At 62.7% G+C, this 25983-nt stretch carries 27 protein-coding genes; 6 read left to right on the top strand and 21 right to left on the bottom strand.

Translation table 11 applies throughout. The features are described from left to right. Positions 1–68: 68 nt before the first annotated feature. From guaA to OVA00_RS17835, 4 genes are all read right to left on the bottom strand, one after another. Complete coding sequence (guaA, locus tag OVA00_RS17850) at positions 69–1631, bottom strand: glutamine-hydrolyzing GMP synthase (RefSeq protein WP_034804526.1); 1563 nt, start codon at positions 1629–1631, stop codon at positions 69–71. Between the two features lie 207 nt (positions 1632–1838). Beyond that, entirely contained in the window at positions 1839–2477 is a 639-nt protein-coding gene (locus tag OVA00_RS17845) for a 5'-methylthioadenosine/S-adenosylhomocysteine nucleosidase (RefSeq protein ID WP_268089401.1), read from the bottom strand. Then, positions 2474–2926 (bottom strand): PaaI family thioesterase, encoded by a 453-nt coding sequence (locus tag OVA00_RS17840; RefSeq protein WP_034805179.1) that lies wholly within the window; start codon positions 2924–2926, stop codon positions 2474–2476. The genes OVA00_RS17845 and OVA00_RS17840 overlap by 4 nt, the downstream gene beginning before the upstream one ends. Before the next feature lie 76 nt (positions 2927–3002). Next, a complete protein-coding gene (locus OVA00_RS17835) occupies positions 3003–3455 on the bottom strand; it encodes a TspO/MBR family protein (RefSeq protein WP_268089400.1) in 453 nt (150 codons plus the stop codon). Positions 3456–3539: 84 nt separating this feature from the next. On the opposite strand from OVA00_RS17835, the gene OVA00_RS17830 reads away from it, so the two are divergent. After that, entirely contained in the window at positions 3540–4094 is a 555-nt protein-coding gene (locus tag OVA00_RS17830; RefSeq protein ID WP_268089399.1) for a GNAT family N-acetyltransferase, read from the top strand. Positions 4095–4107: 13 nt separating this feature from the next. Here OVA00_RS17830 and OVA00_RS17825 read toward each other — a convergent pair whose 3' ends face one another. The 10 genes from OVA00_RS17825 to OVA00_RS17780 form a co-directional block, all read right to left on the bottom strand. Next, complete coding sequence (locus tag OVA00_RS17825) at positions 4108–5193, bottom strand: DUF1513 domain-containing protein (RefSeq protein ID WP_268089398.1); 1086 nt, start codon at positions 5191–5193, stop codon at positions 4108–4110. Positions 5194–5272: 79 nt separating this feature from the next. Next, complete coding sequence (locus tag OVA00_RS17820; RefSeq protein WP_034805161.1) at positions 5273–6262, bottom strand: magnesium transporter CorA family protein; 990 nt, start codon at positions 6260–6262, stop codon at positions 5273–5275. Positions 6263–6504: 242 nt separating this feature from the next. After that, positions 6505–7620 (bottom strand): imelysin family protein, encoded by a 1116-nt coding sequence (locus tag OVA00_RS17815; protein WP_268089397.1) that lies wholly within the window; start codon positions 7618–7620, stop codon positions 6505–6507. Next, on the bottom strand, positions 7620–9149 hold the full coding sequence (locus OVA00_RS17810) for a di-heme oxidoreductase family protein (RefSeq protein WP_268089396.1): 1530 nt from the start codon (positions 9147–9149) through the stop codon (positions 7620–7622). The genes OVA00_RS17815 and OVA00_RS17810 overlap by 1 nt, the downstream gene beginning before the upstream one ends. Before the next feature lie 49 nt (positions 9150–9198). Continuing rightward, positions 9199–10479, bottom strand: coding sequence for an imelysin family protein (locus tag OVA00_RS17805; RefSeq protein WP_029742958.1), 1281 nt, complete (start codon positions 10477–10479; stop codon positions 9199–9201). 189 nt (positions 10480–10668) lie between these two features. After that, positions 10669–11955: an RsmB/NOP family class I SAM-dependent RNA methyltransferase gene (locus OVA00_RS17800; protein ID WP_034804507.1), complete on the bottom strand. Its 1287-nt coding sequence runs from the start codon at positions 11953–11955 to the stop codon at positions 10669–10671. A gap of 136 nt (positions 11956–12091) precedes the next feature. Next, positions 12092–12466, bottom strand: a complete 375-nt coding sequence (locus OVA00_RS17795; RefSeq protein ID WP_060519659.1) for a septal ring lytic transglycosylase RlpA family protein — start codon at positions 12464–12466, stop codon at positions 12092–12094. A 460-nt stretch (positions 12467–12926) separates the two neighbouring features. After that, positions 12927–13802, bottom strand: coding sequence for an SDR family oxidoreductase (locus tag OVA00_RS17790; RefSeq protein ID WP_127889737.1), 876 nt, complete (start codon positions 13800–13802; stop codon positions 12927–12929). Next, a complete protein-coding gene (queG, locus tag OVA00_RS17785) occupies positions 13790–14992 on the bottom strand; it encodes a tRNA epoxyqueuosine(34) reductase QueG (RefSeq protein ID WP_442780524.1) in 1203 nt (400 codons plus the stop codon). Before queG ends, OVA00_RS17790 begins: the two co-directional genes overlap by 13 nt. Next, entirely contained in the window at positions 14973–15665 is a 693-nt protein-coding gene (locus OVA00_RS17780) for a glutathione S-transferase family protein (protein ID WP_077962684.1), read from the bottom strand. Before OVA00_RS17780 ends, queG begins: the two co-directional genes overlap by 20 nt. A gap of 161 nt (positions 15666–15826) precedes the next feature. Between OVA00_RS17780 and OVA00_RS17775 the strand changes: the two genes are divergently transcribed. After that, a complete protein-coding gene (locus OVA00_RS17775; RefSeq protein WP_034804497.1) occupies positions 15827–16633 on the top strand; it encodes an undecaprenyl-diphosphate phosphatase in 807 nt (268 codons plus the stop codon). Positions 16634–16798: 165 nt separating this feature from the next. On the opposite strand, the gene OVA00_RS17770 is transcribed toward OVA00_RS17775, so the two are convergent. The 7 genes from OVA00_RS17770 to dnaN form a co-directional block, all read right to left on the bottom strand. Next, complete coding sequence (locus OVA00_RS17770) at positions 16799–16960, bottom strand: hypothetical protein (protein ID WP_034804494.1); 162 nt, start codon at positions 16958–16960, stop codon at positions 16799–16801. A 240-nt stretch (positions 16961–17200) separates the two neighbouring features. Further along, entirely contained in the window at positions 17201–18181 is a 981-nt protein-coding gene (locus tag OVA00_RS17765) for a complex I NDUFA9 subunit family protein (protein ID WP_268089394.1), read from the bottom strand. 120 nt (positions 18182–18301) lie between these two features. Further along, positions 18302–18589 carry a DUF1330 domain-containing protein gene (locus OVA00_RS17760; protein ID WP_034804478.1) on the bottom strand — a complete coding sequence of 96 codons (288 nt, stop codon included), beginning with the start codon at positions 18587–18589 and terminating at the stop codon, positions 18302–18304. 115 nt (positions 18590–18704) lie between these two features. Beyond that, positions 18705–19409 carry an orotidine-5'-phosphate decarboxylase gene (pyrF, locus tag OVA00_RS17755; protein ID WP_034804475.1) on the bottom strand — a complete coding sequence of 235 codons (705 nt, stop codon included), beginning with the start codon at positions 19407–19409 and terminating at the stop codon, positions 18705–18707. A 3-nt stretch (positions 19410–19412) separates the two neighbouring features. After that, positions 19413–20000, bottom strand: a complete 588-nt coding sequence (locus OVA00_RS17750; RefSeq protein WP_060519665.1) for a histidine phosphatase family protein — start codon at positions 19998–20000, stop codon at positions 19413–19415. A gap of 4 nt (positions 20001–20004) precedes the next feature. After that, positions 20005–20607 (bottom strand): phospholipid N-methyltransferase PmtA, encoded by a 603-nt coding sequence (pmtA, locus tag OVA00_RS17745; RefSeq protein ID WP_082005986.1) that lies wholly within the window; start codon positions 20605–20607, stop codon positions 20005–20007. Between the two features lie 238 nt (positions 20608–20845). Then, positions 20846–21964, bottom strand: a complete 1119-nt coding sequence (gene dnaN, locus OVA00_RS17740; protein WP_034804468.1) for a DNA polymerase III subunit beta — start codon at positions 21962–21964, stop codon at positions 20846–20848. Between the two features lie 252 nt (positions 21965–22216). Between dnaN and rsmI the strand changes: the two genes are divergently transcribed. The 4 genes from rsmI (at position 22217) to OVA00_RS17720 (ending at position 25973) form a co-directional block, all read left to right on the top strand. Beyond that, positions 22217–23146 carry a 16S rRNA (cytidine(1402)-2'-O)-methyltransferase gene (gene rsmI, locus OVA00_RS17735; RefSeq protein WP_112983946.1) on the top strand — a complete coding sequence of 310 codons (930 nt, stop codon included), beginning with the start codon at positions 22217–22219 and terminating at the stop codon, positions 23144–23146. After that, positions 23136–23504 carry a YraN family protein gene (locus OVA00_RS17730; RefSeq protein ID WP_112983947.1) on the top strand — a complete coding sequence of 123 codons (369 nt, stop codon included), beginning with the start codon at positions 23136–23138 and terminating at the stop codon, positions 23502–23504. Before rsmI ends, OVA00_RS17730 begins: the two co-directional genes overlap by 11 nt. A 160-nt stretch (positions 23505–23664) precedes the next feature. Continuing rightward, positions 23665–24963, top strand: a complete 1299-nt coding sequence (locus OVA00_RS17725; RefSeq protein WP_112983948.1) for an extracellular solute-binding protein — start codon at positions 23665–23667, stop codon at positions 24961–24963. 5 nt (positions 24964–24968) lie between these two features. Beyond that, the gene (locus OVA00_RS17720; protein WP_246801840.1) at positions 24969–25973 is read left to right on the top strand and encodes an ABC transporter permease subunit; all 1005 of its coding nucleotides are present in this window, start codon (positions 24969–24971) and stop codon (positions 25971–25973) included. Positions 25974–25983: the final 10 nt, after the last annotated feature.

Here is a 25983-nt window from a genome sequence, read left to right as displayed (position 1 = left end):
AAAAAGGGCGCGCCGAAGCACGCCCTTTAACATTTTTTATCACCGACGCAGCAGATGCGTCCGCGCGTTTATTCCCACTCGATCGTGCCCGGCGGCTTCGAGGTGACGTCGTAGACGACGCGGTTGATGCCGCGGACCTCGTTGATGATACGCGTCGCCGCGCGGCCGAGGAATTCCATGTCGTAGTGGTAGAAGTCCGCCGTCATGCCGTCGACCGAGGTGACGGCGCGAAGTGCACAGACGAACTCGTAGGTGCGGCCATCGCCCATGACGCCGACGGTCTGCACCGGCAGAAGCACAGCGAAAGCCTGCCAGATGGCGTCGTAGAGGCCGGCCTTGCGGATTTCGTCGAGATAGATCGCATCCGCTTCGCGCAGGATCTCGAGCTTCTCGCGGGTGATGCCGCCCGGGCAACGGATGGCAAGGCCCGGACCCGGGAAGGGGTGGCGGCCGATGAAGCTGTCGGGCAAGCCGAGTTCGCGGCCGAGCACGCGCACTTCGTCCTTGAAGAGTTCGCGCAGCGGCTCGACGAGCTGCATGTTCATGCGCTCCGGCAGGCCGCCGACATTGTGGTGCGACTTGATGGTCACCGACGGGCCGCCGGTAAACGAGACGCTTTCGATCACGTCGGGATAGAGCGTCCCTTGGGCGAGGAAGTCCGCACCGCCGAGTTTCTTTGCCTCTTCCTCGAACACCTCGATGAACAGGCGGCCGATGATCTTGCGCTTGGTTTCCGGATCGCTCTGGCCTTCCAACTCGCCGATGAACCGGTCGGAAGCGTCGACGTGCAGGAGGTGGAGGTTGTAGTGCTCCTCGAACATCGCAACGACGTTCTTCGCCTCGTCCTTGCGCATCAGGCCGTGGTCGACGAGGATGCAGGTGAGCTGGTCGCCAACGGCTTCATGGATCAGCAGTGCCGCAACCGAGCTGTCGACGCCGCCCGAGAGCGCGCAGATCACCTTCTTGTCACCGACTTGACGGCGGATCGCCTCGACCGCCTTGGCACGATAGGCCGACATCGACCAGTCGCCCTTGATGCCGGCGATCTTGTGCACGAAGTTGGAAATCAGCTTGGCGCCATCGGGCGTGTGCACGACTTCCGGATGGAACTGCACGGCGTAGTACTTGCGCTTCTCGTCGGCGATGAAGGCGAAGGGGGCGTTGGCGGAGGTCGCGACGACCTCGAAGCCTTCGGGGATCGCGGTGACGCGGTCGCCATGCGACATCCAGACCTGGTGGCGCGAGCCGAGGGACCAGAGACCGTCGAACAGCGCGCATTCCTTTTCGACTTCCAGGAAGGCGCGGCCGAATTCACGGTGATGGCCGCTCTCAACCTTGCCGCCGAGCTGGGCGCAGATGGTTTGCTGGCCATAGCAGATGCCGAACACCGGCAGGCCGGAATCGAAGATCACCGAGGGCGCACGCGGCGAGCCGATATCGAGCGTCGAGGCCGGGCTGCCGGAAAGGATGACGGCCTTCGGCTTCAGCCGCTGAAAACCTTCTTCGGCCGACTGGAACGGCACGATTTCGCAATAGACACCGGATTCGCGCACGCGCCGGGCGATGAGCTGCGTCACCTGGCTGCCGAAGTCGACGATGAGAACGGTGTCGGGATGGGCTGTCTGGGTCATTGGGTGCCTTCAAACAAGCTTGATCATGGCGAGCCTTTAATGAAAGCCCGCCATCGACGCAACGATTCAATTGCACCCGGACAATTCCGGGGTTTTGGAGCGGGATGAGGAAAAGTGCGTGCGGTTTTCCGCCCGCATCCCGCTCTGACTTGTGAGCATCGATCACGTTTATGGCTTTGGGTCGACCAGACCCGAAGCCATCGGGGTCTAGAGCGGGATCACGCCGCTCGAAACCGCATTCTCCAGCCGGTCGATCACGCTTGCAAGCTTCTCGTCGATGACGTGAAGATACTCCGTCCAGTCGTTGACGTGCTTCAGTTCGGCCTTGCCGTCGGAAATGCCGCGAAGCGCAATCAAAGGAATGCCGAAGGACTGGCAGGCGCGCAGCACCGCGAAGGTCTCCATCTCGACCATGTCGGCGTCGATCGTCTCGTAGGCAGCGCCCGAGACGATGTTGGCGCCGGTCGAAAGCCGCGCTTCCGGAACGCCGGGGATGCGCAGCGGCAGCGGCACCACGGCCGGAAGGTCGAGAAACGGCGTTGCGCCCTTCTCGAAGCCGAGCGGCGAGGCATCCATGTCGCGGTAGCCGACGGAAACCGCCTGGTAAACTTCGGTCTGTTCGAGCGTGGCGGCACCCGCCGAGCCGAGCGAAACGACGAGATCGGGCAGGGCCCGCTCGGCGGCGAGTTCGGCAAGCGTGCGCGTCAATACGACGGCCGCCTCGACCGGCCCGACGCCGGTCATCAGCGGCTTGATCCGGCCTTTCAGGTGCGGACCGTACTCGGCATCCACGGCCATGACGTAGAGCACCTTGCGTCCGGTAACGTCCTTGACGGCAAAACTCATCCTTCGATCCCTTCGCGTCCGCGCACCACCATCATCGTTCCCGTCATCGAGGCGATCAGCTTTGCCGGTCCGTCGGAGCGGATCGCATAGCCGCGACCGTCGGAAACGATGATCGTCGATCCGGGCTTTGTCACCTCGCCGCGGAAGAGGAAGCGTTCGCCGCGCCCCGGCGAAAGCAGGTTGACCTTGAACTCGATCGTCAGGATCGAGGCATCCGGGTCGATCACCGAATAGGCCGCATAGGTGCCGGCTGAATCCAGCGCCGCGGAGATCACGCCGGCATGCAGGAAGCCGTGCTGCTGCGTCAGCTTGTCGTCGAAGGGCAGCTCGATTTCGACCGTGCCTTGCTCGACAAGTGTCAGTTCGGCTCCGATCGTGCGCATCGCCGCCTGCCGCGCGAAGCTCTCGCGAATGCGCTTTCGGAAATCGGGGGGATCACGGTCGTCCATCAGTCCATGGGCCTTTGTGTCGGGCGGCATCATTATGCCCGCGGGACAGTGGCACGGTCGTGAAGGTCGGACAAGTTCAATTCATGAGCAAAATCGCGCTGTTGAGCGCCGTCGCAAACGCAACCCAGGCGAGATAGGGAAGGAACAGCAGGGCTGAAATGCGATCCCGTTGCCAACTTGCGACGACGAAGCCGGCAACCGCGATCACGAGCGCGATGATCACGATCAGCGCCGACGCTATATCCTGCATGCCGAAGAATAGTGGCGACCAGACGAAGTTGAGGATCATCTGCGCCAGCCACAGGCGCATGGCGGCGCTGCGCCGATGATCGAGAAACATGCGGGCGCCGACAACGCCGATCATCACGTATAGGATCGACCAGACCGGCGCGAAGATCCAGTCCGGTGGATTGAAGGCTGGCTTTGCCAGCGACCAGTACCATTCGCCGGGGATGTTGTTGGTGCCGATGAGAAGGCCGAGGCCGAGAACGGCGGCGATGAAGACTACGTATACGATGGTTCTGTTCATGATCTCGCCAGATAGAACAGACTTTCCGTCTTTCCAGCGGGACCGCCGTTTTGAAGCCATCATGCACCACCTATATCAGCTGCCATGAAGACCTTCCGACGTATCGACATCCGGCCGGCCGGCCCGGATGACATCATGATGATCGCCTCCGTTATCGTCGAAACCTGGCGATCGACCTTCCGCGGGCTGATTTCCGATGCCTTTCTCGACACCATGAGCATCGAGGAGCAGGCGTTGCGCCACGCAAGACGCATGCGCATCGCCGACGTCTTCCATCTGGTTGCGGTTGACGTGAGCACGAACAAGGTGATCGGCTTTGCCAATTACGGCAAGGCGCGCTCGATGCCGCCGCGGTTCGACCGCGAGCTCTATGCGCTTTACATCCTGAAAGAGTTCCAGGGCGCGGGCATCGGCTCGGCACTGGTGCGCAGCGTCGCCGGTCACTGCCGGGAGCTTGGCGGCAAGTCGCTCTTTGCCTGGGTGCTTTCCAGCAACCCGAATCGGGGCTTCTATGAGCATCTCGGCGCCATTGCCGTTGGCCAGGGCCAGGTGAGCCTCGGCGGCGAAAACCACGACCAGACCGCCTATCGTTGGAACGATCTGGCAAAACTCTCCGGCGACGGCCGTTTTTCGGCCTGAGATCGTCTTAGGCCTAAGCCAACCGCACGATGTGCTGGTCCCAGGCCACTCGGCTCTTGTTAGCCTTGAAGTGGCCGTCATAGGAGGAAACGGCAAAGCCGTGGTCGGCTCTGGCGACCCCCGCCGCATCGGCGACGCGCTCTTCCGTCAGCACGGTACCGGTTCGTGCATCGAGCATCACCGCCACGCCGCCCTTCGGCGAAGTCAGTCCGATCAGCCCCTCGTTCCGGTTGACGGCGATGGCGCCGACATAGTTCGCCAGCGCTTCCGTCGTGCGCTCGGGCAGAGACAGGAACTTCAGGTCTTCGCCCTGGGAAAACGAGCCGACGAGCGGCGGCAGGTCGCTGCGCGCACCCTCATACTGGCAGGCAAACCAGATCTCGCCCTTCGGACCGATATCGACATGCCGGGTCGACAGGCGGCTGAGATCATCCGGCAGACCGTGCTTCTGTACGAGCGCGCCGGTTCGCGTATCGACCAGCGTCAGGCTCGGCTCCATATGGTCGAGATTGAGCTTGGTGCGGCCAAAATCCGGATGGGTCTCGATGCCGCCATTTGCAATCGCCAGCAGTTTCCCGTCGGCGCTCAGCGTCATGTCGTGTGGGCCGATGCCGTAGGTCGGGAATTCGCCGATGCGGGTGAAGTGGTCGCTGCCGTCATAGATGCCGACCATGCCGCGATTGGCGGCAAAGTCGTTCTCGGTGGCGTAGAGCAGCTTGCCGTCTGCCGAGAAGCAGCCATGGCCGTAGAAATGCCGGCCGTCGGCAGCGGTGATCACGATCGGCTCGGCCGTGCCGTCGGTTGCAAGGATCATCGCATAGGTGCCCGGCCTGCGGGCAAAGGCGACGATGCGGCGGCTGACGGGCGAATAGGCCATGCCGTGTGCACGGGCCGGCAGCGCCGTGCGGTCGATGATCTCGCCCGCTTCCGTCAGCGTCGCGACGCCATAGCTGCCGTCCGGCGCCATGAAGGCCGAGGCAAAGACGGCGTCGGCCCTGGTCAGGGCGAAGGCTCGCTCAGGCGCGAGGCTCGCCACCCAGGCCGCGCCCGCCATCCTCAGGAAACTGCGCCGGTCGATCAGGCCCGTGGCGGCTGTCATGCCATCCTCGCTCGTCATGGAAATTTGCAAGCCCTGGGCGGAGTGCCCGCTCAGGGCTGCGATGCAGCAGGTTGCGCGCTCAGAGCCAGCCCCGGCGTTTGAAGTAGAAATAGGGCACGATCGCCGAGATCACCATCAGCATCAGTGCCGCAGGGTAGCCGAATTCCCACTGCAGTTCCGGCATCACCCCGAAGTTCATGCCGTAGATCGAGGCGACCAGCGTCGGCGGCAGGAAGACGACGGCGGCAACCGAGAAGATCTTGATGATTTGGTTCTGCTCGAGGTTGATGAGGCCAAGCGTCGCGTCGAGCAGGAAATTGATCTTGTTCGACAGGAACAGCGCGTGATCACCAAGCGACGTCGCGTCCCGCTGGATCAGCTTGATCCGCTGCCGGCTTTCCTTGCCTGCCTTGCGCGGCCCCATGCCTTCGAGCGCCACATGATAGGCGACGAGCCGGCCGATGCTGACCAGGCTTTCGCGGATGACCGTCAAAAGGTCGCCCTTCTGGCCGATCTGCTCGATCAGCGACTGCAGGTCGCGCGTCTTCTTGGTGGCGCTGGCATTGGTCTTGCGGAACACATCCCGCGAAATTCCGTCGACCTCGCTGCCGGCGCGCTCCAGCGCATCCGCCGTACGGTCGATGATCGCCTCAAGCAGCCCGAGCATCACCAGTTCGCCGCTTTCGCAGATCTGGCCGTTGGCCTTCTGGATGCGGTTGGAAAAATTCTGGAACGGCTTCGGGTCCGCGTGGCGCACGGTAACCAGCGTCGCGCCCTTGAGAATGAAGGTCACCGGCACCTTGACCGGATAATCGCTGTCGAGCTTGGCGGCGGCCGTCATCGTCATGAATTCGGCGCCGGCCTCCTGGTAGAGGCGGTCGGAAAGCTCGATCTCCTGCATCTCGTCGCGGGTCGGGATCTCGATGCCGAGCTGGCCTTCGACGAGCCGCGTTTCCTCGGCCGATGGATTGTAGAGGTCGTACCAGATTGCCGGCGTCGGCAGGGCGATGCCATCGATCATGTCGACAAGCACGAGGTGGCTGTTCTGGCTTTTGTAGATGCGCAGCATATTGGGCTCCATAGGGCGAGTCATCCGACCGCCTGAAGCCCTGATCAATCAGGACCGGACGGCCGTGAGCGTGAAGGCTCGACTTCGACTGTCGGGGTTCATTGGGAGTTGGTCCTTGTGGTGAAACGTGCCCGCGAGAGCGAACACGGGGAGGGCTTTGCGCCCAAAAACCTTGATTGTCAACACTCGGCGCTTAAGCGGGATGCGGGCGGAAAACCGCGCCCACGATTCCTCATCCCGCTCTAGTCGCCGTCGGCAAAGGAGAAGCCCGCGCCAAGCCCGATCGCGCCGCCGAAATCCTTGTTCAGCCGATCGAGAAGGTCATTGGTATTGAGCGACAGGAAGGCGAGCTTGGCCCGTTTGTCCTTGTCCTCGAGCGCCTGATCGATCGGTCCGCCGATGTTGCCGGCCATGCCGATCACCGACTTGAAGACGAAGTCGGCGGAACCCGCGACCGAGCGGCTGTCTTCCGGCAAAAGGCTCTGCATGTCGGCAACGTCGAACAGTGTCTTCAGGCCCCGCACGTTGGCGGCGATCGACGGCATGGTGTTGCCGGAGCGCCAGTAGATCGCGAGCTTCGGATGTCCCTTGTCGTCCTTGCTCTCGTAGAACGGCTTCAGCCGCTGGTCCTTCACCGTCTCGACGCCATGGACGAGAATGCCGAGCAGTTCTGTTGCCGCTTCGCGGTTGTCGCGGAACTCGGGATTGTCAGGGCCCGGATGTTTCCAGGCAGCCTGAATGCCATCGGGCTTCTGCCATGCGGCCAGGAACTCGTTGGCGATCGTGTCGAGGTTCTTGGTGATCGCCAGGCCGTAGCGGCAGCGGAAATCGCCGTCCTTGTTCAGAAGCGATTCGGCGCCCGTGCCATAGAGCACGTATTCGAGCGCGCCGAGCCCTTGTGCGGCGACGCTCTTGCCCTTGAGTTTGGCTTCGTCCGTTGCGCTTTCATCGTGCTTCGAAACGATCGCCTGCACCTGCTTCAGGCCCGTGCTCTTGCGGTCGGGGTAGAACAGGAACCGCTCGAAGCGGTTCTGCTCAAGCGCCGGACCAAGCCTCACCACCTCGATCGCCGACCAGGCGCCGACCATCTCGGAAAAGGCAACGCGAGCGCCATCGACCGTCGCCTGCGACGGCGCCGCGCAGAGCTTGGCCGTGGCCTGCGTGGCGGCAGCGGTCTTTTCCGCGAGGTTGCGATAGCCGGGGATGATGAAGTCGTCGACGGCTTTGGCCATGACCGCGGGCACGGCCGCCTCGTTGACGACGCGCGGCGAGAGCGCGCTTCCTTCCTGGGCCACCGCCGGGAAAACGGCCGTCAAGGTCAGGGCAAAAGCGAGAGTAAGCGTATGCGTGCGGGGCATCAGAGTGACTCCAGGAAGGCAAGGAGATCGCGGCGATCGCTTGCGGCAAGGGCGGCAAAGGCGTCACGGGCCTTCTGCCCTTCGCCGCCGTGCCAGAGGATCGCTTCGGTGAAATTGCGGGCGCGTCCGTCGTGGAGCATGAAAGTGTGCCCACTGACGGTCTTCGTCAAGCCGATGCCCCAAAGCGGCGGCGTGCGCCACTCGCGGCCGGTGGCCACACCCACCTGCTGTCCGTCGGCAAGACCCTCGCCCATGTCGTGCAGCAGGAAATCGGAATAGGGCCAGATCAGCTGGAACGACTGCGCCTTGTTGGCCGCGTCCCGGCGGGTGACGAATTTCGGTGTGTGGCAACTGGTGCAGCCGAGTTCGTAGAAGACCTTCTTGCCACGCAGTGTCTCCGCAAAGCTCGCCTTGCGCCGCGCCGGCACGGCCAGGTTCTCCGAATAGAAGGTCACGAGGTTGAGCACCGGGTCGGGCGCTTCTGTGGGGCCAAGGCGTGCCTGCTCGCCGGTCGGCATGGTCAGGCATTTTGCCTGGGCCGCGGTGCAGTCGCCATGCGGGCGGTCGGCGTCGGGTGAAGAGATGCCGATGTCGGTGGCGAAGGCATCGGCGCTCTGTTGCCGCACGGTGGCGTTCTGCGCCTTCCAGCCGAAGCGCCCGAGCATGAGCTTGCCGGTCCTCGCTTCGCGCGTGAGCGCCGGCCGTCCGCTGATGCCGTCGCCATCCCTATCGTCGGGGTCGGCAAGGGCGAGGATATCCGCCTCGTGGATCGCCTCGATCAGGCCAAGGCCGATCATCGGCTGCGCCACACGCGGCGAGAGCGTGGTTTCCGGATCGAGCGGGCCATAGGCGAGATCGGCCACCGAATAGCCTGGTCGGCGCAGAGAGGCCGTTTCGCCGTCGGGGAAAGTGAAGGGCTCCTCGGTGTAGCTGATCTTCAGATGGCCTTCGGCGGCAAGGCCGGGCACGGCGCTATCCTGAAGCTGGGCGCCATAAACAGCGTCGCCGAAGTTCACCACCTCGTGCGCCGCAATCATCCGGCGCTCCTCGTCGTCGCGGGGCGGCCGCGCCAGGCGGAAGAACATCGAGGTTGTATCGACGGCACCTTCCGGCGGCCGGCCGCGTCCGTCCTTCAGGTGACAGCTCTGGCAGGCTCGGGCGTTGTAGAGTGGGCCGAGCCCGTCGGAGGCCTGTGTGGAGGAGGGGGAGGAAACCCAAAGCTTTCGAAAGAGCGCGTTGCCCAGCTTGAAGCCCTCTTCCTCCTGGAAGGTGAGATTGGCCGAGAATTGCGAAAAACTGTCGGCATTGACGGGCGCGATCGAAGTCGCGGCACCGCCGGACATTGCTTCGAAGGTTTCTGCCTTGGAGAAATCGGTCGCAGGCCGCGTCACCGCCTGGACGCGCTGGCGGTCCTTGTCGTTGAGGTCGGAGCGTTCGGTCAAAAGGCCGTCGCCGGCGAAGGCGGGCAGGGCCGTGAAAAGCGCTTGAACGAGAACAAGCGCGCAAAGGCGGAAAGCGCCAGATTTCATCTCAGGAGGATCGGGCCGCGTCTTTGTCGATGCGGCCCGCCTTTTCAGCTTATTGGAAGACGGCGTTAGGATTATCCAGGCTGTCGGAACCTTCAAGCTCGACGGTGCCGAGATCCAGCGACGCAATGACGCGCTGTACGGTCTTTGCCTGGGCGATCAGGCCGTCGATCGCCGCCTGAACGGTGGCGTTGCCCTCGGCATTGCCTTCGCCGATCATCTGGTCGTAGGCCTCGGTCGTTTCCGCGCGCTTGGCCATCGCCTGCATCTTCTCGACCGTGGTCGAAAGGTTGCCGGCCATTTCCTTGTCGAGCGCTGCATCCTTGGCGGCGACGAGTTCGGACAGCGACGGGCCGGTCATCTTCGTGCCGTCGACGCGGGTATATTCGCCGGTATAGGCCGACTGGATGCCGATCGCGTCGTGCAGGTGCGAGTTGTGCGTGTTGTCGGAGAAGCAGTCATGCTCTTCTTCCGGATCGTGCAGCAGCAGGCCGAGCTTCATGCGCTCGCCCGCCAGTTCGCCATAGGAGAGCGAGCCCATGCCGGTGAGGATGGCGACGAGACCAGCCTTCGGGTCGGCCTCGACCGCCTTGGTGGCGGCGCCATCCGGCGTCCAGTTGGCAACCATCTCCTTGAGGTCGGAAACGAGCAGCTCGGTCGCAGCCTTCAGGTAGGCGGCGCGGCGGTCGCAATTTCCGCCGGTGCAGGCCTTGGTGTCGTAGTCGGTATAGGGGCGGTTGCCGGCGCCGGCCTTGGTCCCGTTCAGGTCCTGGCCCCAGAGCAGGAACTCGATCGCGTGGTAGCCGGTCGCGACGTTTGCTTCGATGCCGCCGGCTTCCTGTAGCGTGCCCGCCAGGAATTCCGGCGTGATGTTGGAAGCGTCGACGTCCTTGCCGTCGATCTTGATCGTCTTGTTGGCGATGACATTGGCGGTGAACAGCGCGTTCTCGTCGCTCTCGGTGCCATAGCTCGGATCGACATAGTCGATCAGGCCCTCGTCGAGCGGCCAGGCGTTGACCTTGCCTTCCCACTCGTCAACGATCGCATTGCCGAAGCGGTAGACTTCGGTTTCCTGGTAGGGGTTGCGGGCCTTCTTCCAGGCGTCGCGCGCGGCCTTCAGCGTTTCTTCGCTCGGCGTCGCGATCAGCGCGTCAACGGCCTTGTCGAGCGCTTCTGCGGTCGTCAGCGCATCTTCGAACTTGGCGTGGGCGACGGCGGTGTAGTGCTTCACCACGGCGGCGGCATCGGTTGCGGCATGGGCCGGCTGCAGGGCCATCGCCGAGGTCGCCGTCATCAGCGCCAGCGCGGCGCCTCGGAAAAATTTCTTGGTCATGACCCTCTCCTGTTGCGTCCCCCGGCGCCGTCGAACGAGCCGTAAAACATGGCGTCGTTCAGCCGTCGAGCCATCAGAAAAGGCCCCGCCGAGCCCGCTTCTCATGAACCAAAAGCAAACTTGTGTCAAAGTGTATAGTTTAGAACGCTTTCAATCTGATGCGCGTCTTTTGCCGATCGTCAAACGGCGTTAACCCTTGCGTTGCATCAGGCAGAAGAAGAAGCCGTCCGTGCCGGTGGAAGCGGGTGTCAGCGTCACCGTCTTCATGTCCGCCGACCAGGGCTGCGGCTTGTCGGTGCCGAACAGCGTCGCCCAGATATCGGCGGCCGACAGGATCTCGAATTCCGGATTGTCTTCGCAGAAGCCGTAGACCTGCGCCTCGTTTTCCTCAGGCAGTACCGAGCAGGTGACGTAGATCAGGTGGCCGCCGGGACGGACGAACTGGGCAGCGCTTGCCAGCGCTTCTTCCTGCTGGGAGATGCGCTCTTCGAGGTTCTTCTGGTTCAGCCGCCACTTGGTGTCCGGGCGACGGCGCCAGGTACCGGTGCCGGTGCAGGGCGCATCGACCAGCACGCGGTCGAAACGGCCGGCAAGCGGCGCGAGGCTGTCGGTGGATTCATGCACCTGGACATTGCGGGTGCCGGCGCGCTTCAGCCGCTCGATGATCGGGGCAAGCCGCTTGCGGTCGGTGTCGTAGGCGTGCACCTGGCCCTTGTTGTTCATCGCCGCCGACATGGCGAGCGTCTTGCCGCCGCCGCCGGCGCAATAGTCGAGCACCTGTTCGCCTTCCTGCGGATAGGCGAGATCGGCGACGATCTGCGAGCCCTCGTCCTGGACCTCGAACCAGCCCTTCTGGAAGGAAAGCTCGGCGGTCACGTTCGGCAGGCGCGAGGCGCCTTCGCCGGCGGGAATGCGGATGCCGTTGCGGGCGATCGTTGCGGCCTCGGCACCGCTGCGCTCCAGTGCCTTCAGGACCTTGGCGCGCGACGCCTTCAGCGTGTTTGCGCGCAGGTCCAGCGTCGGCCGGCCGGCGAGCGCCTTGGCTTCTTCCAGCCAGTCGTCGGAAAAGTTCTCTTCAAAGGAGGCTTGGACCCATTCGGGGATGTCGCCCTGCACATGGGCCGGGGCGTCCTCGATCCGGCGCGACCTGAAGGCTTGAAGCTGTTCGGCCGGTGCCTCCGGCGCGAACTTGTCGCCATCGAGCTCGGCGGCCAGCGCCTCGGGCGAAAAGCCCCACTGGCGGTACATCACCGCGTGGCCGAGGGCCGAGGCGCTGTCGCTATCCATCAGGTAGGCGTGGGAGAGCTTCATGCGAAGGGCGTCGTAGACGATGTTGCCGATCGCCGAGCGATCGCCGGATCCGGCGAAACGGTGGCCAAGGCCCCAATCCTTGAGCGCGTCGGCGACCGGGCGCTTCCGCTTTTCGATATCCTCAAGAACCTCAATGGCTCCAGCGAGCCTGCCGCCCAAACGCATCTTCGATCAACTCCTTTTTCGCCGTGGTAACGGCGATGGCATCGAAGAGCAAGACGGCGGAGAAGATTAACCGCCGGGAACGGCCTTTAGCGAAGTAGATCCACCCGCCCGCAGGCCGGGTAGCAGTATTTCAAGATCAGGAATTGACGACGCGATAGCAGACGCTGGCAGTACCGGAGCGGACCATGCCGATCTGCGATGCTGCAGCCTTGGAAAGATCCATGACGCGACCGCGGATAAACGGGCCACGATCGTTGATGCGAACGATAACGCTCTTGCCGTTGCGCTTGTTGGTGACCTGCACCTTGGTGCCGAACTTCAGGCTGCGATGGGCGGCCGTCAGGTGAGCGGCATTCATGCGCTCGCCGGAGGCGGTCTTGGAGCTCAGCGCATACCAGGATGCGCCGCCGCAACCGGCGCCGGCTGCATGGCTATCGGAAACGGAGACGAGACCGATAGTGGCCGTGAATAGCGCTGCAGCGGCAGCCGTCTTGATCTTCGCTGGCGTCAAACTGGCGATCCCCTCGGTCAAAACACTTGGTTAAAAACTTCTGAGAACCGCTAATTGGGGCGAAAAATGGCAAAAACGTGCTTCAACCATTTACGCTCTATTAGGATTTATTAAAAAATGACGAAATTTCAAAAACGAAGATTGTTTGAAATAGTTTAAACGCAGACAGGAGTTCTTTGGAATCAGGGGTTGAGCGTTCGCCAGCCTCCGCACGCGAGCCGAACCCGCCCGTAAACGAAAAATTTCATTAAAAATTTCGAATTGGACCAATTTTCCGGAATCCGGATGGTCGAAAATTCGTTACTAGCGCGCAGGTTGTATGAAATTAGCCAAGTATCGAACGAATATCCAAAGAATGTCACAATTGCGATGGCCGAGCCCTGGCCATTACTGACGGACTGACTATCGACGTTCTATAAGCATTACGGGTTATGCTATCTGGCGGGTGCCGTATTGCATTTCACTGTCCGCGCCACGCGCCCGACTGCCAAAGCTGTGCAAGCGAGACGCGATAATCCGGAAAGGCAAATTCAAAACCGGTCGCACGCATGCGGGCATTCGAAACCCGCTTGTTTTCTCCATAGAAAGTGCGGGCCATCGGTGACAGTTCGGCTTGCTCGAAAGGCGTTTCCGGCGGCGGCTCGACGCCCATCAGCCGGGCGGCTTCCGCGACCACGTCCTGCGGCGGCGCCGGCTCGTTGTCGGTGATGTTGAAGACGCCGCTGGTGCCATTGTTGGCGAGGAACAGCGCTGCGGCGCCGATATCCTCGACGCGGATTCGATTGAACACCTGGCCGGGCTTGACCAGCCGCCGTGCCGTGCCGTTTTCGAGATTGCAGAAGGCGTTGCGTCCGGGTCCGTAGATGCCGGAGAGCCTGAGCACCGCGACCGGAATATCCTGGTTCTTGCCGAAGGCGATCCAGGCGTCCTCCGCTTCCACGCGCTCGACAGAGCGGGCCGAGACCGGCTTGCGCAGCATGTCCTCGGTGACCCATTCGCCGCCATGGTCGCCATAGACCCCGACCGTTGAGAGATAGCTGATCCATTTGAGGTTCGGCGCGATCTGCGTGAGGTCCGGGCTCGTGGTGCGGAACATGGGATCGCCATCGCGACCGGGCGCGATCGACTGGATCAGATGAGTTGCCTTGCCGAGGGCGACGGCAAGGTCGTCGGAGATCGTCTCGCCGTCGAAGAGCACCGGGCGGATGCCGGCCCTTTCGAGTTTTGCCGCCTTCTCCTCGCTCCTGGTGGTGCCGATAACGCTTGTGGCCGTTGGGGCCATCGCTTTTGCGATTGCCGTACCGGAGTAACCGGCGCCAAGGATCAGGACATGCATCGGCTCACTCCCGCGATCTGCCATTCGTTGAGGACGTCTTCGTCCGTCTCTGGCTCGCATTGTTCGGCAAATTCCGCAAGCGCCGCAGGCGCGACCAATCGTGACAGCGCCCAGACCGCCATCGCCCGCACCACGGCTGAGGTGTCGTTGACGCGGGCCTTGACTGCGGGAACCAGCGCCTGGCTGCCTGAATTGCCGGCGGCGATCAGCACGTTCCGCACGAACCGGTCGCGACCGATGCGCTTGACCGGTGAGCCTGAGAACAGGCTGCGAAAGCTCGGATCATCGAGGTCAAGCAGGGTTTCGAGCGACGGCGCCTTCAGATCGTCGCGTGCTCGGAGCTTCATTTCCGAGGCTGCCTGCGCGAACTTGTTCCAGGGGCAGGCGGCAAGACAGTCGTCGCAGCCATAGATGCGGTTGCCGATCAGCGGCCGGAATTCGGGATCGATCGGCCCCTTGTGCTCGATCGTGAGGTAAGAGATGCAACGTCGCGCGTCGATCCGGTAGGGCGCCGGGAAAGCGTCTGTCGGACAGGCATCGAGGCAGGCGCGGCAGGAGCCGCAATGGTCGCGCTCGGCTTCGTCGAAGGCGAGGTCCGCCGTCGTGAACAGGCTGCCGAGAAAAAGCCAGGAGCCGAATTCGCGGCTGACCAGATTGGTGTGCTTGCCCTGCCAGCCGAGGCCGGACTGCTCCGCCAGCGGCTTTTCCATCACCGGGGCGGTATCGACGAAGACCTTGACGTCCTCGCCAGCGCGCGCGGCAAAGCGGGTCGCGACTTCCTTGAGCTTGCCCTTGATGATGTCGTGGTAGTCGCGGTTCTGGGCATAGACCGAGATCGCACCGCGATCGGTCCGCTCAAGAATGCCACGCGGATCGTGTTCCGGGCCGTAGTTCATCGCGAACATGACGACGGAGCGCACCTCGCTCCAGAGCGTGCGCGGATCGGAACGGCGCTCGGCTGTCTCTTCGAGCCAGTCCATCGTGCCGTGAAAGCTCTCGTCGAGAAAGTCTCGAAGCCGGGCCGGTGCTTGCGGAATGGCATCCGGCCGGGTGATGCGACAGAGATCGAAGCCCTTGTTTGCCGCCTCTGCCTTCAGGAACGCCGTCAGCTTCAGCCGGCGCCGTTCCTCACTGTCTGCCTTGGCATCGATGCCGGGCACGGTATTCGCCTCAGAAGTCGAGATCCGCATAGTGCGGAACGGGGGTGACGCCGCGCACGCGCTCGGCAAGCAGCGGCCGGAAGGAGGGGCGGGACTTCAGCCGCTGATACCATTCCTTGGCGGTCGGGGCGTCGGACCAGTCGATTTCGCCGAGATAGTCGAGCACCGACACGGTCGCCGCCGCCGCCAGGTCGGCGTAGGAGATCCGGTCGCCGGCAAGCCAGGTCCGCGAGCCGGCAAGCCAGGAGAGATACTTCATATGCTGGCGGATGTTGGCGCGCGAGGTCCGCAGGACCTTGCTGTCGGGTGCGCCGCCGCCCTGGTCCGGCGTCATCTGCAGCTTGAAGATCCGCTCGCGCACCAGCGGCCGCGTCACATCGGCTTCCATCTTCTGCAGGAACCATTCGACCAGCCGGCGGATTTCCGCGCGCTGGAACGGATCCTCGGCCAGAAGGCGGCGATCCCGCTTCATGATGCCGTTCGTCTCGTCGAGATATTCCGAGATGATCGTCGCCCCACAGAGCGCCCTCATACTGTCGTCAACATAGACCGGTAGCGTTCCGGCCGGGTTCAAAGCCAGGAAGTCGCGCCGGTTCTCCCAGGGCTGCTCGTCCGTCAATTCCGTCTGGTAGCCGTATTCCGAAAGGATCAGGCGAACGAAGCGTGAAGCGGCGGACATGGGGTGGTGATACAGTGTCGGCATCGATGATCTGGCTTCTCAGGGCTTTGGCTTGGGGGCGTCAGCGTGGCGGCGCAAGCGTCTGGCCACGGCTCATGTGTTAGAGCTATAGAAATTTGTGGTGGCAAACACAAGCGAATCAGCCTTTTCCTCCCACTCCAAAACTTGTCAGGAAATTCTCATATATGGCGGATCAATCGATCATCAGTGCGCTTGTCCTCGGTCTGATCGAGGGCCTGACGGAGTTCATCCCCGTCTCATCGACGGCGCACGTCCTTCTCGCCGGCCACTTCCTCGGCTTCAAGTCGCCGGGCAACACCTTCGCCGTCCTCATCCAGCTCGGCGCCATTCTGGCGATCCTGCTCGTCTATTTCCAGAAGCTTCTGTCGATCGCGCTGGCGTTGCCGACAAGCATCAAGGCGCGCCGCTTCGTCGTGTCAGTGCTGCTCGCCTTCCTGCCGGCGGCGGTCATCGGTGCCATTGCCCATGATTTCATCAAGACGGTGCTGTTCGAGACGCCTGTCCTGATCTGCGTCGTACTGATCGTCGGCGGCGTCATCCTTTATGCGATAGACCATCTGCCGCTGAAGCCGCGCTATACCGACGTGATGGACTACCCGCCGTCGCTGGCGCTGAAGATCGGCCTGTTCCAGTGCCTGGCTATGATCCCCGGAACGTCCCGTTCCGGCGCGACGATCGCCGGCGCCCTGCTGATGGGCACCGACAAGCGTTCGGCCGCCGAATTCTCGTTCTTCCTGGCGATGCCGACCATGGTCGGCGCCTTTACGCTGGACCTCTACAAGAACCGCGATGCGCTCTCCTTTGACGATTTTACCCTGATTGCAGTCGGTTTCATTGCGGCCTTCGTCGCCGGCATCTTCGTTGTGCGCTCATTGCTCGACTTCGTCTCGCGGCGCGGTTTCACGCCTTTCGCCATCTGGCGCATCATCGTCGGGATCGCCGGCCTGATCGGTCTGTGGCTGCTTGGCTGAGCGGAACCGACGATCTCAGAATGACAAAAGGCGCGTCCCCGACGCGCCTTTTTCTTTGACCTGTTGTCAGGCCCTAAAAACAAAGCCGCGTGCGTCTCATGGTGAAACGCACGCGGCTACTGGCCCCCGCCAATAACTTTTGATGCCTCGTCGAGGCGCCGGCCCTTAGTGGCCGGAAAGGTCGATCGATGCCGTGGTGCACGGATCGACGCCATAGGCCGGTGCGCAATCCTTGCCGCTGCTGGCGACCGTGTTCGGCGCCATGAACGAGCCAGCCAGAATGATCAGTGCCGCACACGCAAAAAAGATTGCGATCGACTTGCCCATGGACGCTATGCCTTTCGAGATTGATGCCGCCGCCCGCCGTCATGCCTTGGGATCGGGGGCGCGAGGCGGTGTTTAGTTGGTGGATATGACATGATCAATATCAGGACATGTTGAATTTGCGGTAAATGCCAATCGCTTTTCCGACTGCGGCAGAACTGCAACGCTGTTTCCGCAATACAACAGAAAACGGCCGCCGGTGGTTCCGGCGGCCGTTCAAAAAAATCGTTGGGCTGCTGCCGATCAGGCGGCGCGGCCGCTGCGGGTGTACTGGCCCTGCGGGCGGTAGCGCACCAGATAGGTCGGCAGGATCGATTCCAGCATCGTCGGGTCGATGCCGATGCCGGAAAGTGTGCGGCCTTCCGATACGGCCTTTGCGGAGACGACATTGTCGGATTTCAGCAACACCACCTGGTCGGCGGTAAGCGGCGGCGTGACGAAGGGGATCAGCGACGAAACGCTGCCGATCAGAGACGCGACGCCGAAGGGCAGCGAGACGAGCGTGCGCTTGCGGTCGATCGTGTTGAGCATGATCTCGAGACAGTCGCGGAAGCTCAAGACGTCAGGGCCGCCGAGTTCGTAGGTCTGGCCTTTGGCGATCTTGCCGTCGACGGCGCGGGCCACGGCTTCGGCGACGTCGGTCACGTAGACGGGCTGGAATTTCGTCTCGCCGCCGCCGATCAGCGGCAGGACCGGCGAGAAGCGGGCCATGTTGGCGAACTTGTTGAAGAAGCCGTCCTCTGGACCGAAGACGACCGACGGACGCAGGATGATCGCGTCAGGCTTGGTGTCAAGGATAGCGGCCTCGGCGCGGCCCTTGCTGCGGGCGTAGTTCGATGCAGAGGAAGCGTCGGCGCCAATGGCGGAGATGTGGGTCAGCGTCGCGCCGACGCCGCGGGCCGCTTCAGCCACGGCACGGGCGCCGAAATCCTGGACCGCATCGAAGGTGTTGCGGCCGCTCTCGAACAACACGCCGACGCAGTTGATGACGTGATCGGAGCCTTCAACGGCGCGGTCGACCGATTTACGGTAACGCAGGTTCGCCTGAACGAAGGAGATCTGGCCGACATTGCCGAGCGGCTGGAGATGACCGGCAAGGTCCGGCCGGCGAACGGCGACGCGGATGCGATAGCCGCGTTTGGCGAGCGCGCGCACCACATGACGGCCGACGAACCCGGATCCGCCGAAAATCGTCACCAGCGGCGGAAGGTTGGACAAGGTCATGGGATGTGCACTCCTGATCGGATCGGAAAGAATTGATTGCTACATAGCCCAACAGCCGCGAGAGGTGAAGGCCAATCGACGCCTGCGTGCAGAGCCTGCTGAAGGTTGGGGGCGGTGGGATCAGACGCCTTCGACGACCACCATCTCGGCGTCGGCGACTTCCTGGCGGATCGCGGCGGCAATCTGGTACTCGGGAGAGTTATAACAGTCGATCGCTGCCTGCAGCGATGGAAATTCGATGACGACGTTGCGGGCGCGAACGCCACCCTCCAACCGATGATGCAGCCCGCCGCGTGCCAGAAAATTGGCGCCGTATTTCTCGAAGGCGGGCTTTGCGGCCGCTACATAGTCCTTGTAGCGCTCGGGGTCGCGGACATCGACCCGTGCGATCCAGTATCCCTTGGCCATATTGAGCTCCTCGTCTTGCAGCACGAAAGGCTGACGGGAGTGTTACTTCCGGCAAATTTGGGCCGAGGTCAAGCGGATCGACCGGGCGCGCTGGTCCGACGGGTGTCGCCCGGCATCAGCGGGCGAGCGCACCGTTCATTTCGGCAAGGATGGCGCGGGCAGCCGCAAGCGGCTCGGCGGCTGCGACGATTGGGCGCGCGACGACGAGATGGCTGGATCCGGCCTTGAGCGCCTCGGAGGGCGTCATCACCCGCTTCTGGTCGCCCTTGTCCGCGCCGGCCGGGCGAATGCCCGGGGTGACGAGTGCCATGTCCGGCCCGATGATCTTGCGTACCGCCGCCGATTCTTCCGCTGAACAGACGATGCCGCCCATGCCGGCGGCGCGCGCCTGTTCGGCCCGGCGCAGCACCAGCGTGTGCGGATCGTATTCATAGCCGGCATCGATCACGTCCTGCTCGTCCATCGAGGTGAGCACGGTGACGCCGAGCAGGCAGAGGTCGGAGCCTTTCGCAGCCTCGACAGCCGCCTTCATCGCCTTCGGATAGGCGTGCAGGGTCAGCATCGACATGCCCATCTTGGCGATGTTCTCGACGCCCTTGGCCACCGTGTTGTCGATGTCGAGCAGCTTCATGTCGAGGAAGACGTTCTTGCCGCTTTTGGCCAGGTCGCGCGCGAATTCCAGGCCGCCGGCAAAGACCAGCTGGTAGCCGATCTTGTAGAAGGAGACGTCGTTGCCGAGCGTCGACACGATCTTCTCGGCATCCGCAATCGTCGGAAGGTCGAGGCCTACGATCAGTCTGTCGCGCGCGGTTTCGGTCATCGTCTAAATCCCCTGCCAGTGTTCCATCGGGGTCCAGTCGCATGCAACAGTCCGATCCGCAAGGCGGAAAGCGAAGACATTGCCGCCGCCACCACCCTTCTGGTCGGCTGCGCGCGAGATTGGCGCGCCGGTAAGGCGGCATTTCAGAAGTGTGCCGACGCCGCCATGGCCGACGAAGGCAATCGGGATTTTCGGATCGTGATCGCCGAGGATCCGAAAGACCGCGTTCGAGATGCGGCTCTGGGCATCGATCGCGCGCTCCCAGCCCTTGAAGCTTTCGGTGGGATTGGCGAAGAACCAGTCGGCCGCCTTCTCGAATTCCGGCGGCGGCAGGAAGCCGGTGGCCGAGCGATCGTTCTCGCCCATGTCGTGGTGGACCTCGACCGTCACGCCGGCCGCATCGGCCAAAAGTTGTGCCGTCTCGATCGCCTTGGTTTCGTCGCTCGAAACGATCCGTCCGAGCGAACGCACCCAGGGCAATGCGGCGGTGATGACCGCGCGTTCGCGGCCAACAGTGGAAAGTCCCCATTGCGGGACGGGCACGTCCGGATCGATCTGGACCTGCGGATGGGTGACGTAGACGCCGAACATCCCGTCAGTGCGCCCGGCGATAGACCCAGAGCTGCGCCGGTGGAATGTTGCGCACGACGAAGTCGAGATGCTGGATGCTGTAGCGGTCCGGCATGGCAACGACGGGCGACAAAGGCCCATAGGAAATCTGCACGACCGGCCGACCGACCGGAATGCGCGACAGCAGATCGTCGATCAGTTCGACGCGGCGATGCATCGGGAAGTTCAGAAGCGGCACGGCAGAGACGACGCTGTCGAAGGTCTGGCCGTTGAGTTCGCCGAGCGTGTGTTCCAGATCGAAGGCGTCGCCGTTGATGAAGTTGACGCCGTTGAAGTTGGTCTTGAGCTGATTGTAGAAATCGGTCGAATACTCGATCGACACGAGATTGGACGGCTCAAGGCCACGTTCCAGGATCGCCTTGGTGATGACGCCGGTGCCGGGGCCGAGCTCAAGAACCGGAAGGCCTGAGGCCGGATTGATGACGCTCGCCATTCGGCGCGCTGTGACGGAGGAGGTCGGCAGGATCGCGCCGACGGCCTTGGCATTGCTCATCCATCCTTTGAAAAAGCGAATCTCTTCGTCGAACTTCCGTCCGAGCCGTTCCTTCACCTTCACGCGCAAATTCATTGAACCCCTCAAAACCGCTGTCCTCTCCTCGCACAGGCCGTCCGCGCAAAATTCCTCGCCCGGTGATTCGGGCCGGCCGCGGCGGCGCTGATCATAATGTGTCCCCATCTGCGGCAAAAACAAGTCTGTCTGCGCCTGAAAGCGTTCGCTTATCAACAGTCCGCAGATGCCGCGGCCAACAAAAAACCCGTCACGCGCGGGCGTGACGGGTTGGCATTTCGCGCCGCGTCAGGCCCGGCTACACGCGCATCGGCATGAGCACATAGAGCGCATCTTCAGCGGCCAGATCACGGACGAGCGTCGGCGAGCCCGGGTCTGCCAGCATGAAGATCGCATCCGTGCCGGTCAGCTGCGAAGTAATGTCGAGCAGGTACTTGGCGTTGAAGCCGATTTCGAGCGGATCGTGGTCGTAGCCGACGGGCAGTTCTTCCGTAGCACTGCCGGAATCGGGATTGTTGACCGTCAGCGTCATCTGGCCTTCGTTCAGCGCCAACTTGACGGCGCGGCCGCGCTCCGACGAGATCGTCGATACGCGATCGACCGCCTGGGCGAAGGACTGGCAATCGACGCGCAGTTCCTTGTCGTTGTTGGCTGGGATGACGCGCTGGTAGTCGGGGAAAGTGCCGTCGATCAGCTTCGAGGTCATGACGATCGAGCCGATCGTCAGGCGGATCTTGGCGTCCGAGACTTCGACGGTGACGACGAGTTCCGGGTTGTCGAGCAGCTTCTGCAATTCGCTGACGGTCTTGCGCGGGATGATGATGCCCGGCATGCCTTCGGAGCCGGATGGCGCCTCGACGTCGGCGCGCGCCAGGCGATGGCCGTCGGTTGCGACGGCGCGCAGTTTCAGCTCACCCTTGCTTTCGACCGTATGTACGAAGATGCCGTTGAGATAGTAGCGGGTTTCCTCGGTCGAGATCGCGAACTGGGTGCGATCGATCAACATCTTGAGGTCGGTCGCCTTGAGGCGGAACGAATGCGAGAAGCTGCCGGCGGTCAGATCCGGGAAGTCGGATTGCGGCAGGCACTGCAGCGAGAACTTGGAACGGCCCGAGGCGACGGTCATCGCCGTGCCCTCGGCGTTGGTGGCGAGCAGCACTTCCGAACCGTCGGGCAGCTTGCGCACGATGTCGTAGAGCAGGTGCGCTGGCACGGTGGTCGCGCCCGCCTGCTCCACCTGCGCCGGGGTCGCCTCGGTGATTTCGAGGTCGAGGTCGGTCGCCTTCATTTCGAGGCTGGCGCCGTCGGAACGCAGGAGCACGTTCGAGAGGATCGGGATCGTGTTTCGCCGCTCCACCACGCGGTGCACGTGGTTCAGCGATTTCAGGAGGTTGGATCGCTCGAGAGTAATGCGCATGGGATGCCGCTTTCAACCATTGCCCGGCGGGCGAAACGTCCGCCTGAGCGTCAACTGCGAGTGCCCCGGCCGACCGACCGGATAGATGTGGACCGGCAAAATGGCAGAAAGAGCGCCCGGAAAGCAAGGGGTTTGAGGGCTTCTGTCCCCAGATGCGGCACGTGGGCCCGTCGTCTTGCCCTTGCTCTGCCATGGTGGCTCACTCATAAAGACCGGACAGACACATCGGTAAGCACGATCAGGACGTTATAGGTGGAAAAGCAAAAGACAGCGGAACCGGCCGGCGGACAGAGGGAGCGCAGCTACCGGCTGCACAATGTGAGCGTTCCGGCCCGCCCCCTTGATGCCGCGCTCTATCTGGTGGCAACCCCGATCGGCAATCTCGGCGATATCACGCTGCGCGCGCTGGAAACATTGGCCGGCGCCGATGTGCTTGCCTGTGAGGACACGCGGGTCACCCGTGTTCTGCTTGATCGCTACGGCATCACCAATCGGCCCTACGCCTACCACGAGCACAATGCCGACGAGGCCGGTCCGCGGCTGCTGGCAGCGCTCGCCGAAGGGCGTTCGGTGGCACTCGTCTCTGATGCCGGCACGCCACTGGTCTCCGACCCCGGCTACCGCCTGGGGCAGCTTGCGATCGAGGCCGGACATCGCGTCGTGCCGATTCCCGGCGCCTCGGCGCCGCTTGCAGCCCTCGTCGGGTCCGGTCTGCCGAACGATGCTTTCCTCTTTGCCGGTTTCCTGCCGACCAAGGACAAGGCCAAACGCGATCGCCTCAGGGAACTCGCCGCCGTGCCGGCAACCATCCTGTTCTTCGAATCGCCGCACCGGATCGCTGCGACGGTTGCGGCGGCGGCCGACGTTTTGGGGGAGGGCAGGCGGGCGTCCGTCTGCCGCGAATTGACCAAGACCTTCGAGGAATTTCGCCGCGGCACACTCGGCGAGCTTGCGGCTCATTATGAACAGGCGGGGCCGGTCAAGGGCGAGATCGTGCTCGTCATAGGCCCTCCTGATGCCGCGCCCGAACCGGAAGCGGCCGACGTCGATGCGCTGCTGCAAAGCCTGGTCGCCGACATGCCGACCGGCAAGGCGGCAACCGAAGCCGCCCGCCAGACGGGCCTGCCGCGCAAGGAACTCTATGACCGGCTGCTTCACCTGAAGGAGCGCCATGACGACTGATGGTGGCGACAAGCGGAAGCTGAAGGCGCTGAGGCGAGGGCATCTCGCCGAATACCGTGCCGCGCTTTGCCTTCTGCTCAAGGGCTACCGCATCGTCGCCATGCGCCATCGCACCAAGCTTGGCGAGATCGACATCATCGCAAGGCGCGGCGATCTCATCGCCTGTGTCGAGGTCAAGGCCCGCCGCTCGGCCGAAGACGGCGTCTTCGCCGTGACGGCGACAGCGCAGAGGCGTATCCGTGCCGCGAGCGATCTCTGGCTGGCGAAACAGCCGGATTTCAACAGGCTTTCCGTGCGCTACGACATCGTCACCGTGACCCCTTGGGGCTGGCCGCGGCACCTGCCGGATGCGTTCTGAATCGGCGCATAATGACGGAAAATGATTGCGTTGTTCCGCGGGTGCCCTTCATTGGAACATATTCTCGAATTTGTAATCGTTCCGACATAAAAGCGTTACGGGCCTGTCATTGAAGGTCACTAGTCCACTGCCATCCGCAACCCGGTGGAGAGGATTAGTCATGTTCAAGAAGTTTACGCTCGCAGCCCTTACCCTTGCATTTTCCGCGACCTCGTCGCTTGCCGCGACCAACATTACCTGGTGGCACGGCATGGCCGGCCGCAACGGCGAAGTCATCAATGAAGTTTCCAAGAAGTTCAATGAAGCCCAGAGCGCCTGCGCGCTGACCCCGGTTTCCAAGGGCACCTACGAGGAAGCGCTCGCTTCCGGTATCGCCGCTTTCCGCTCGGGTGAACAGCCGAACATCCTGCAGGTCTTCGACGCCGGTGCCGCCACGATCATCAACGCCAAGGGCGCGGTCATCCCGGCCGAAGACCTGATCATCAAGGCTGGTCACAACTTCGACCGCAACGCCTTCATCGATGGCGTGCGCTACTTCTACGCCGACAGCGAAGGCAAGTTCGTCGGCATGCCGTTCAATTCCTCCGCGCCGATCATGTACATCAACGACGAGGCCCTGAAGAAGGCCGGCGTCGAAGCGCCGAAGACCTGGGAAGAGTTCGAGGCCGTCGCCCCGAAGCTGAAGGAAGCCGGTTACATCCCGCTCGTCCAGTCGCAGCTAACCTGGCAGTTCACGGAGAACTTCTTCTCCCGCAACAACATCCAGTTCGCCACCAACAACAACGGCTACGACGCCGTCGCCGACACTGAGCTGAAGGTCACCGACCCGAACCTCGTCATGATGTTCGACAAGCTGAAGGCCTGGAAGGATGAAGGCTACTTCGCCTTCTACGGCGCCGGCTGGAACGACAACCAGAAGGTCTTCGAAGAAGGCAAGGCTGCGTTCTGGATCGGTTCGTCGGGTTCGTTCGGCGGCCTGCAGAAGACGGCGCAGATGCCGTTCTCGGCAACCTTCCTGCCCTATTGGGGCTCGATCAAGGGCGCCGGCACCAACTCCTTCATCGGCGGCGCGGCACTCTTTGCCATGTCCGGCAAGACGGATGAAGAAAACAAGTGCGTTGCCGACTTCTTCCAGTTCCTGACCTCGCCTGAGATCCAGTACTTCTACCACAAGGCCACCGGCTATGTGGCCATCACCAAGGCAGCCTACGAGCTTGCCCAGAAGGATGGTTACTACAAGGAAAAGCCGGTTGCCGAAGTCGGCATCAAGCAGCTGATGCTGCCGGCCGGCGACTGGTCGAAGGGCTACCGCCTCGGCTTCTACCCGCAGATCCGCGAAATCATGGAACGCGAATACGGCCGCATCTTCTCGGGCGAAACAACCGTCAAGGACGCGTTCGACACGATCGAGAAGGAAGGCAACGAGCTGCTCGCCCGTTTCGCCAAGACGGCCGGCTGATCTCGATGTCGACCGCGACAGATCTCCTCCCCGCAGCGCGGGGAGGGACCGGAACAAAGACCGGGGGGCGTCGCTTCGGCGCCTTCCGGATTTTCGGTGGCCAGTCGAATAGTGGAGGCGAAGGCGCTGCAAAGCGCGTGCAGTTCTCCTCGCCGTTCCTGCCATACCTTTTCCTCGCGCCGCAGCTCGCGATCATCTTCATCTTCTTCTACTGGCCGTCGGTTCAGGCGATCCAGTCGTCGTTCTATCTTGAAGACCCCTTCGGTTTCGGCTCGACCTTCGTCGGGATGACCAATTATACCGACGTGCTGAAATCAGGCGAATATCTCGGCATTGCCCGTTTCACCGCCGTTTTCACGGCGTTGGTCACCTTCTTTGCGCTGTCGATCGGGCTACTGCTCGCCGTCAAGGCCGATGGCGTCATCCGCGGCAACGCCGCCTACAAGACGCTGCTGATCTGGGTCTATGCCATTGCCCCGCCGGTCGCAGGCCTCATCGGCATGATGTTCTTCGACCAGCATATCGGCCCGATCGTCGAGCTTGCGCGCTGGTTCGGCTGGGACATCAAGGTTGGTCTGAACTACTTCGACACCGCCTTTTCCATGGTGGTCGTCTCGGTCTGGAAACAGATCCCCTACAATTTCATCTTCTTCCTCTCTGGGCTCCAGGGTATTCCGGTCTCGGTGCGGGAAGCAGCGGCGATCGACTGCCGCTCCGGGTTCCGCCGTTTCTGGACGGTGATCCTGCCGCTGCTCGCGCCGACCGCCTTCTTCCTTCTGATCATTAACGTCACCTATGCGCTGTTCGACACCTTCGGCGTCATCGACGTGATGGTGAAGGACAAGGCTGCCAACAACCCGATCACCCTTGTCTACAAGGTCTACATGGACGGTTTCCGCGGCAACGATCTCGGCGGCTCCTCGGCCCAGTCAGTGATCCTGATGCTGATCGTCTTCGTGCTCACCATCTTCCAGTTCCGCTTCATCGAGCGGCGCGTGCATTACAACTGAGGTGGGGCCG

Source organism: Ensifer sp. SL37, from assembly GCF_026672675.1.
GTDB lineage: Bacteria > Pseudomonadota > Alphaproteobacteria > Rhizobiales > Rhizobiaceae > Ensifer > Ensifer adhaerens.
The sequence above is the reverse complement of the archived record's forward strand: the minus strand, read 5'-3'. Positions and strand labels throughout refer to the sequence as shown.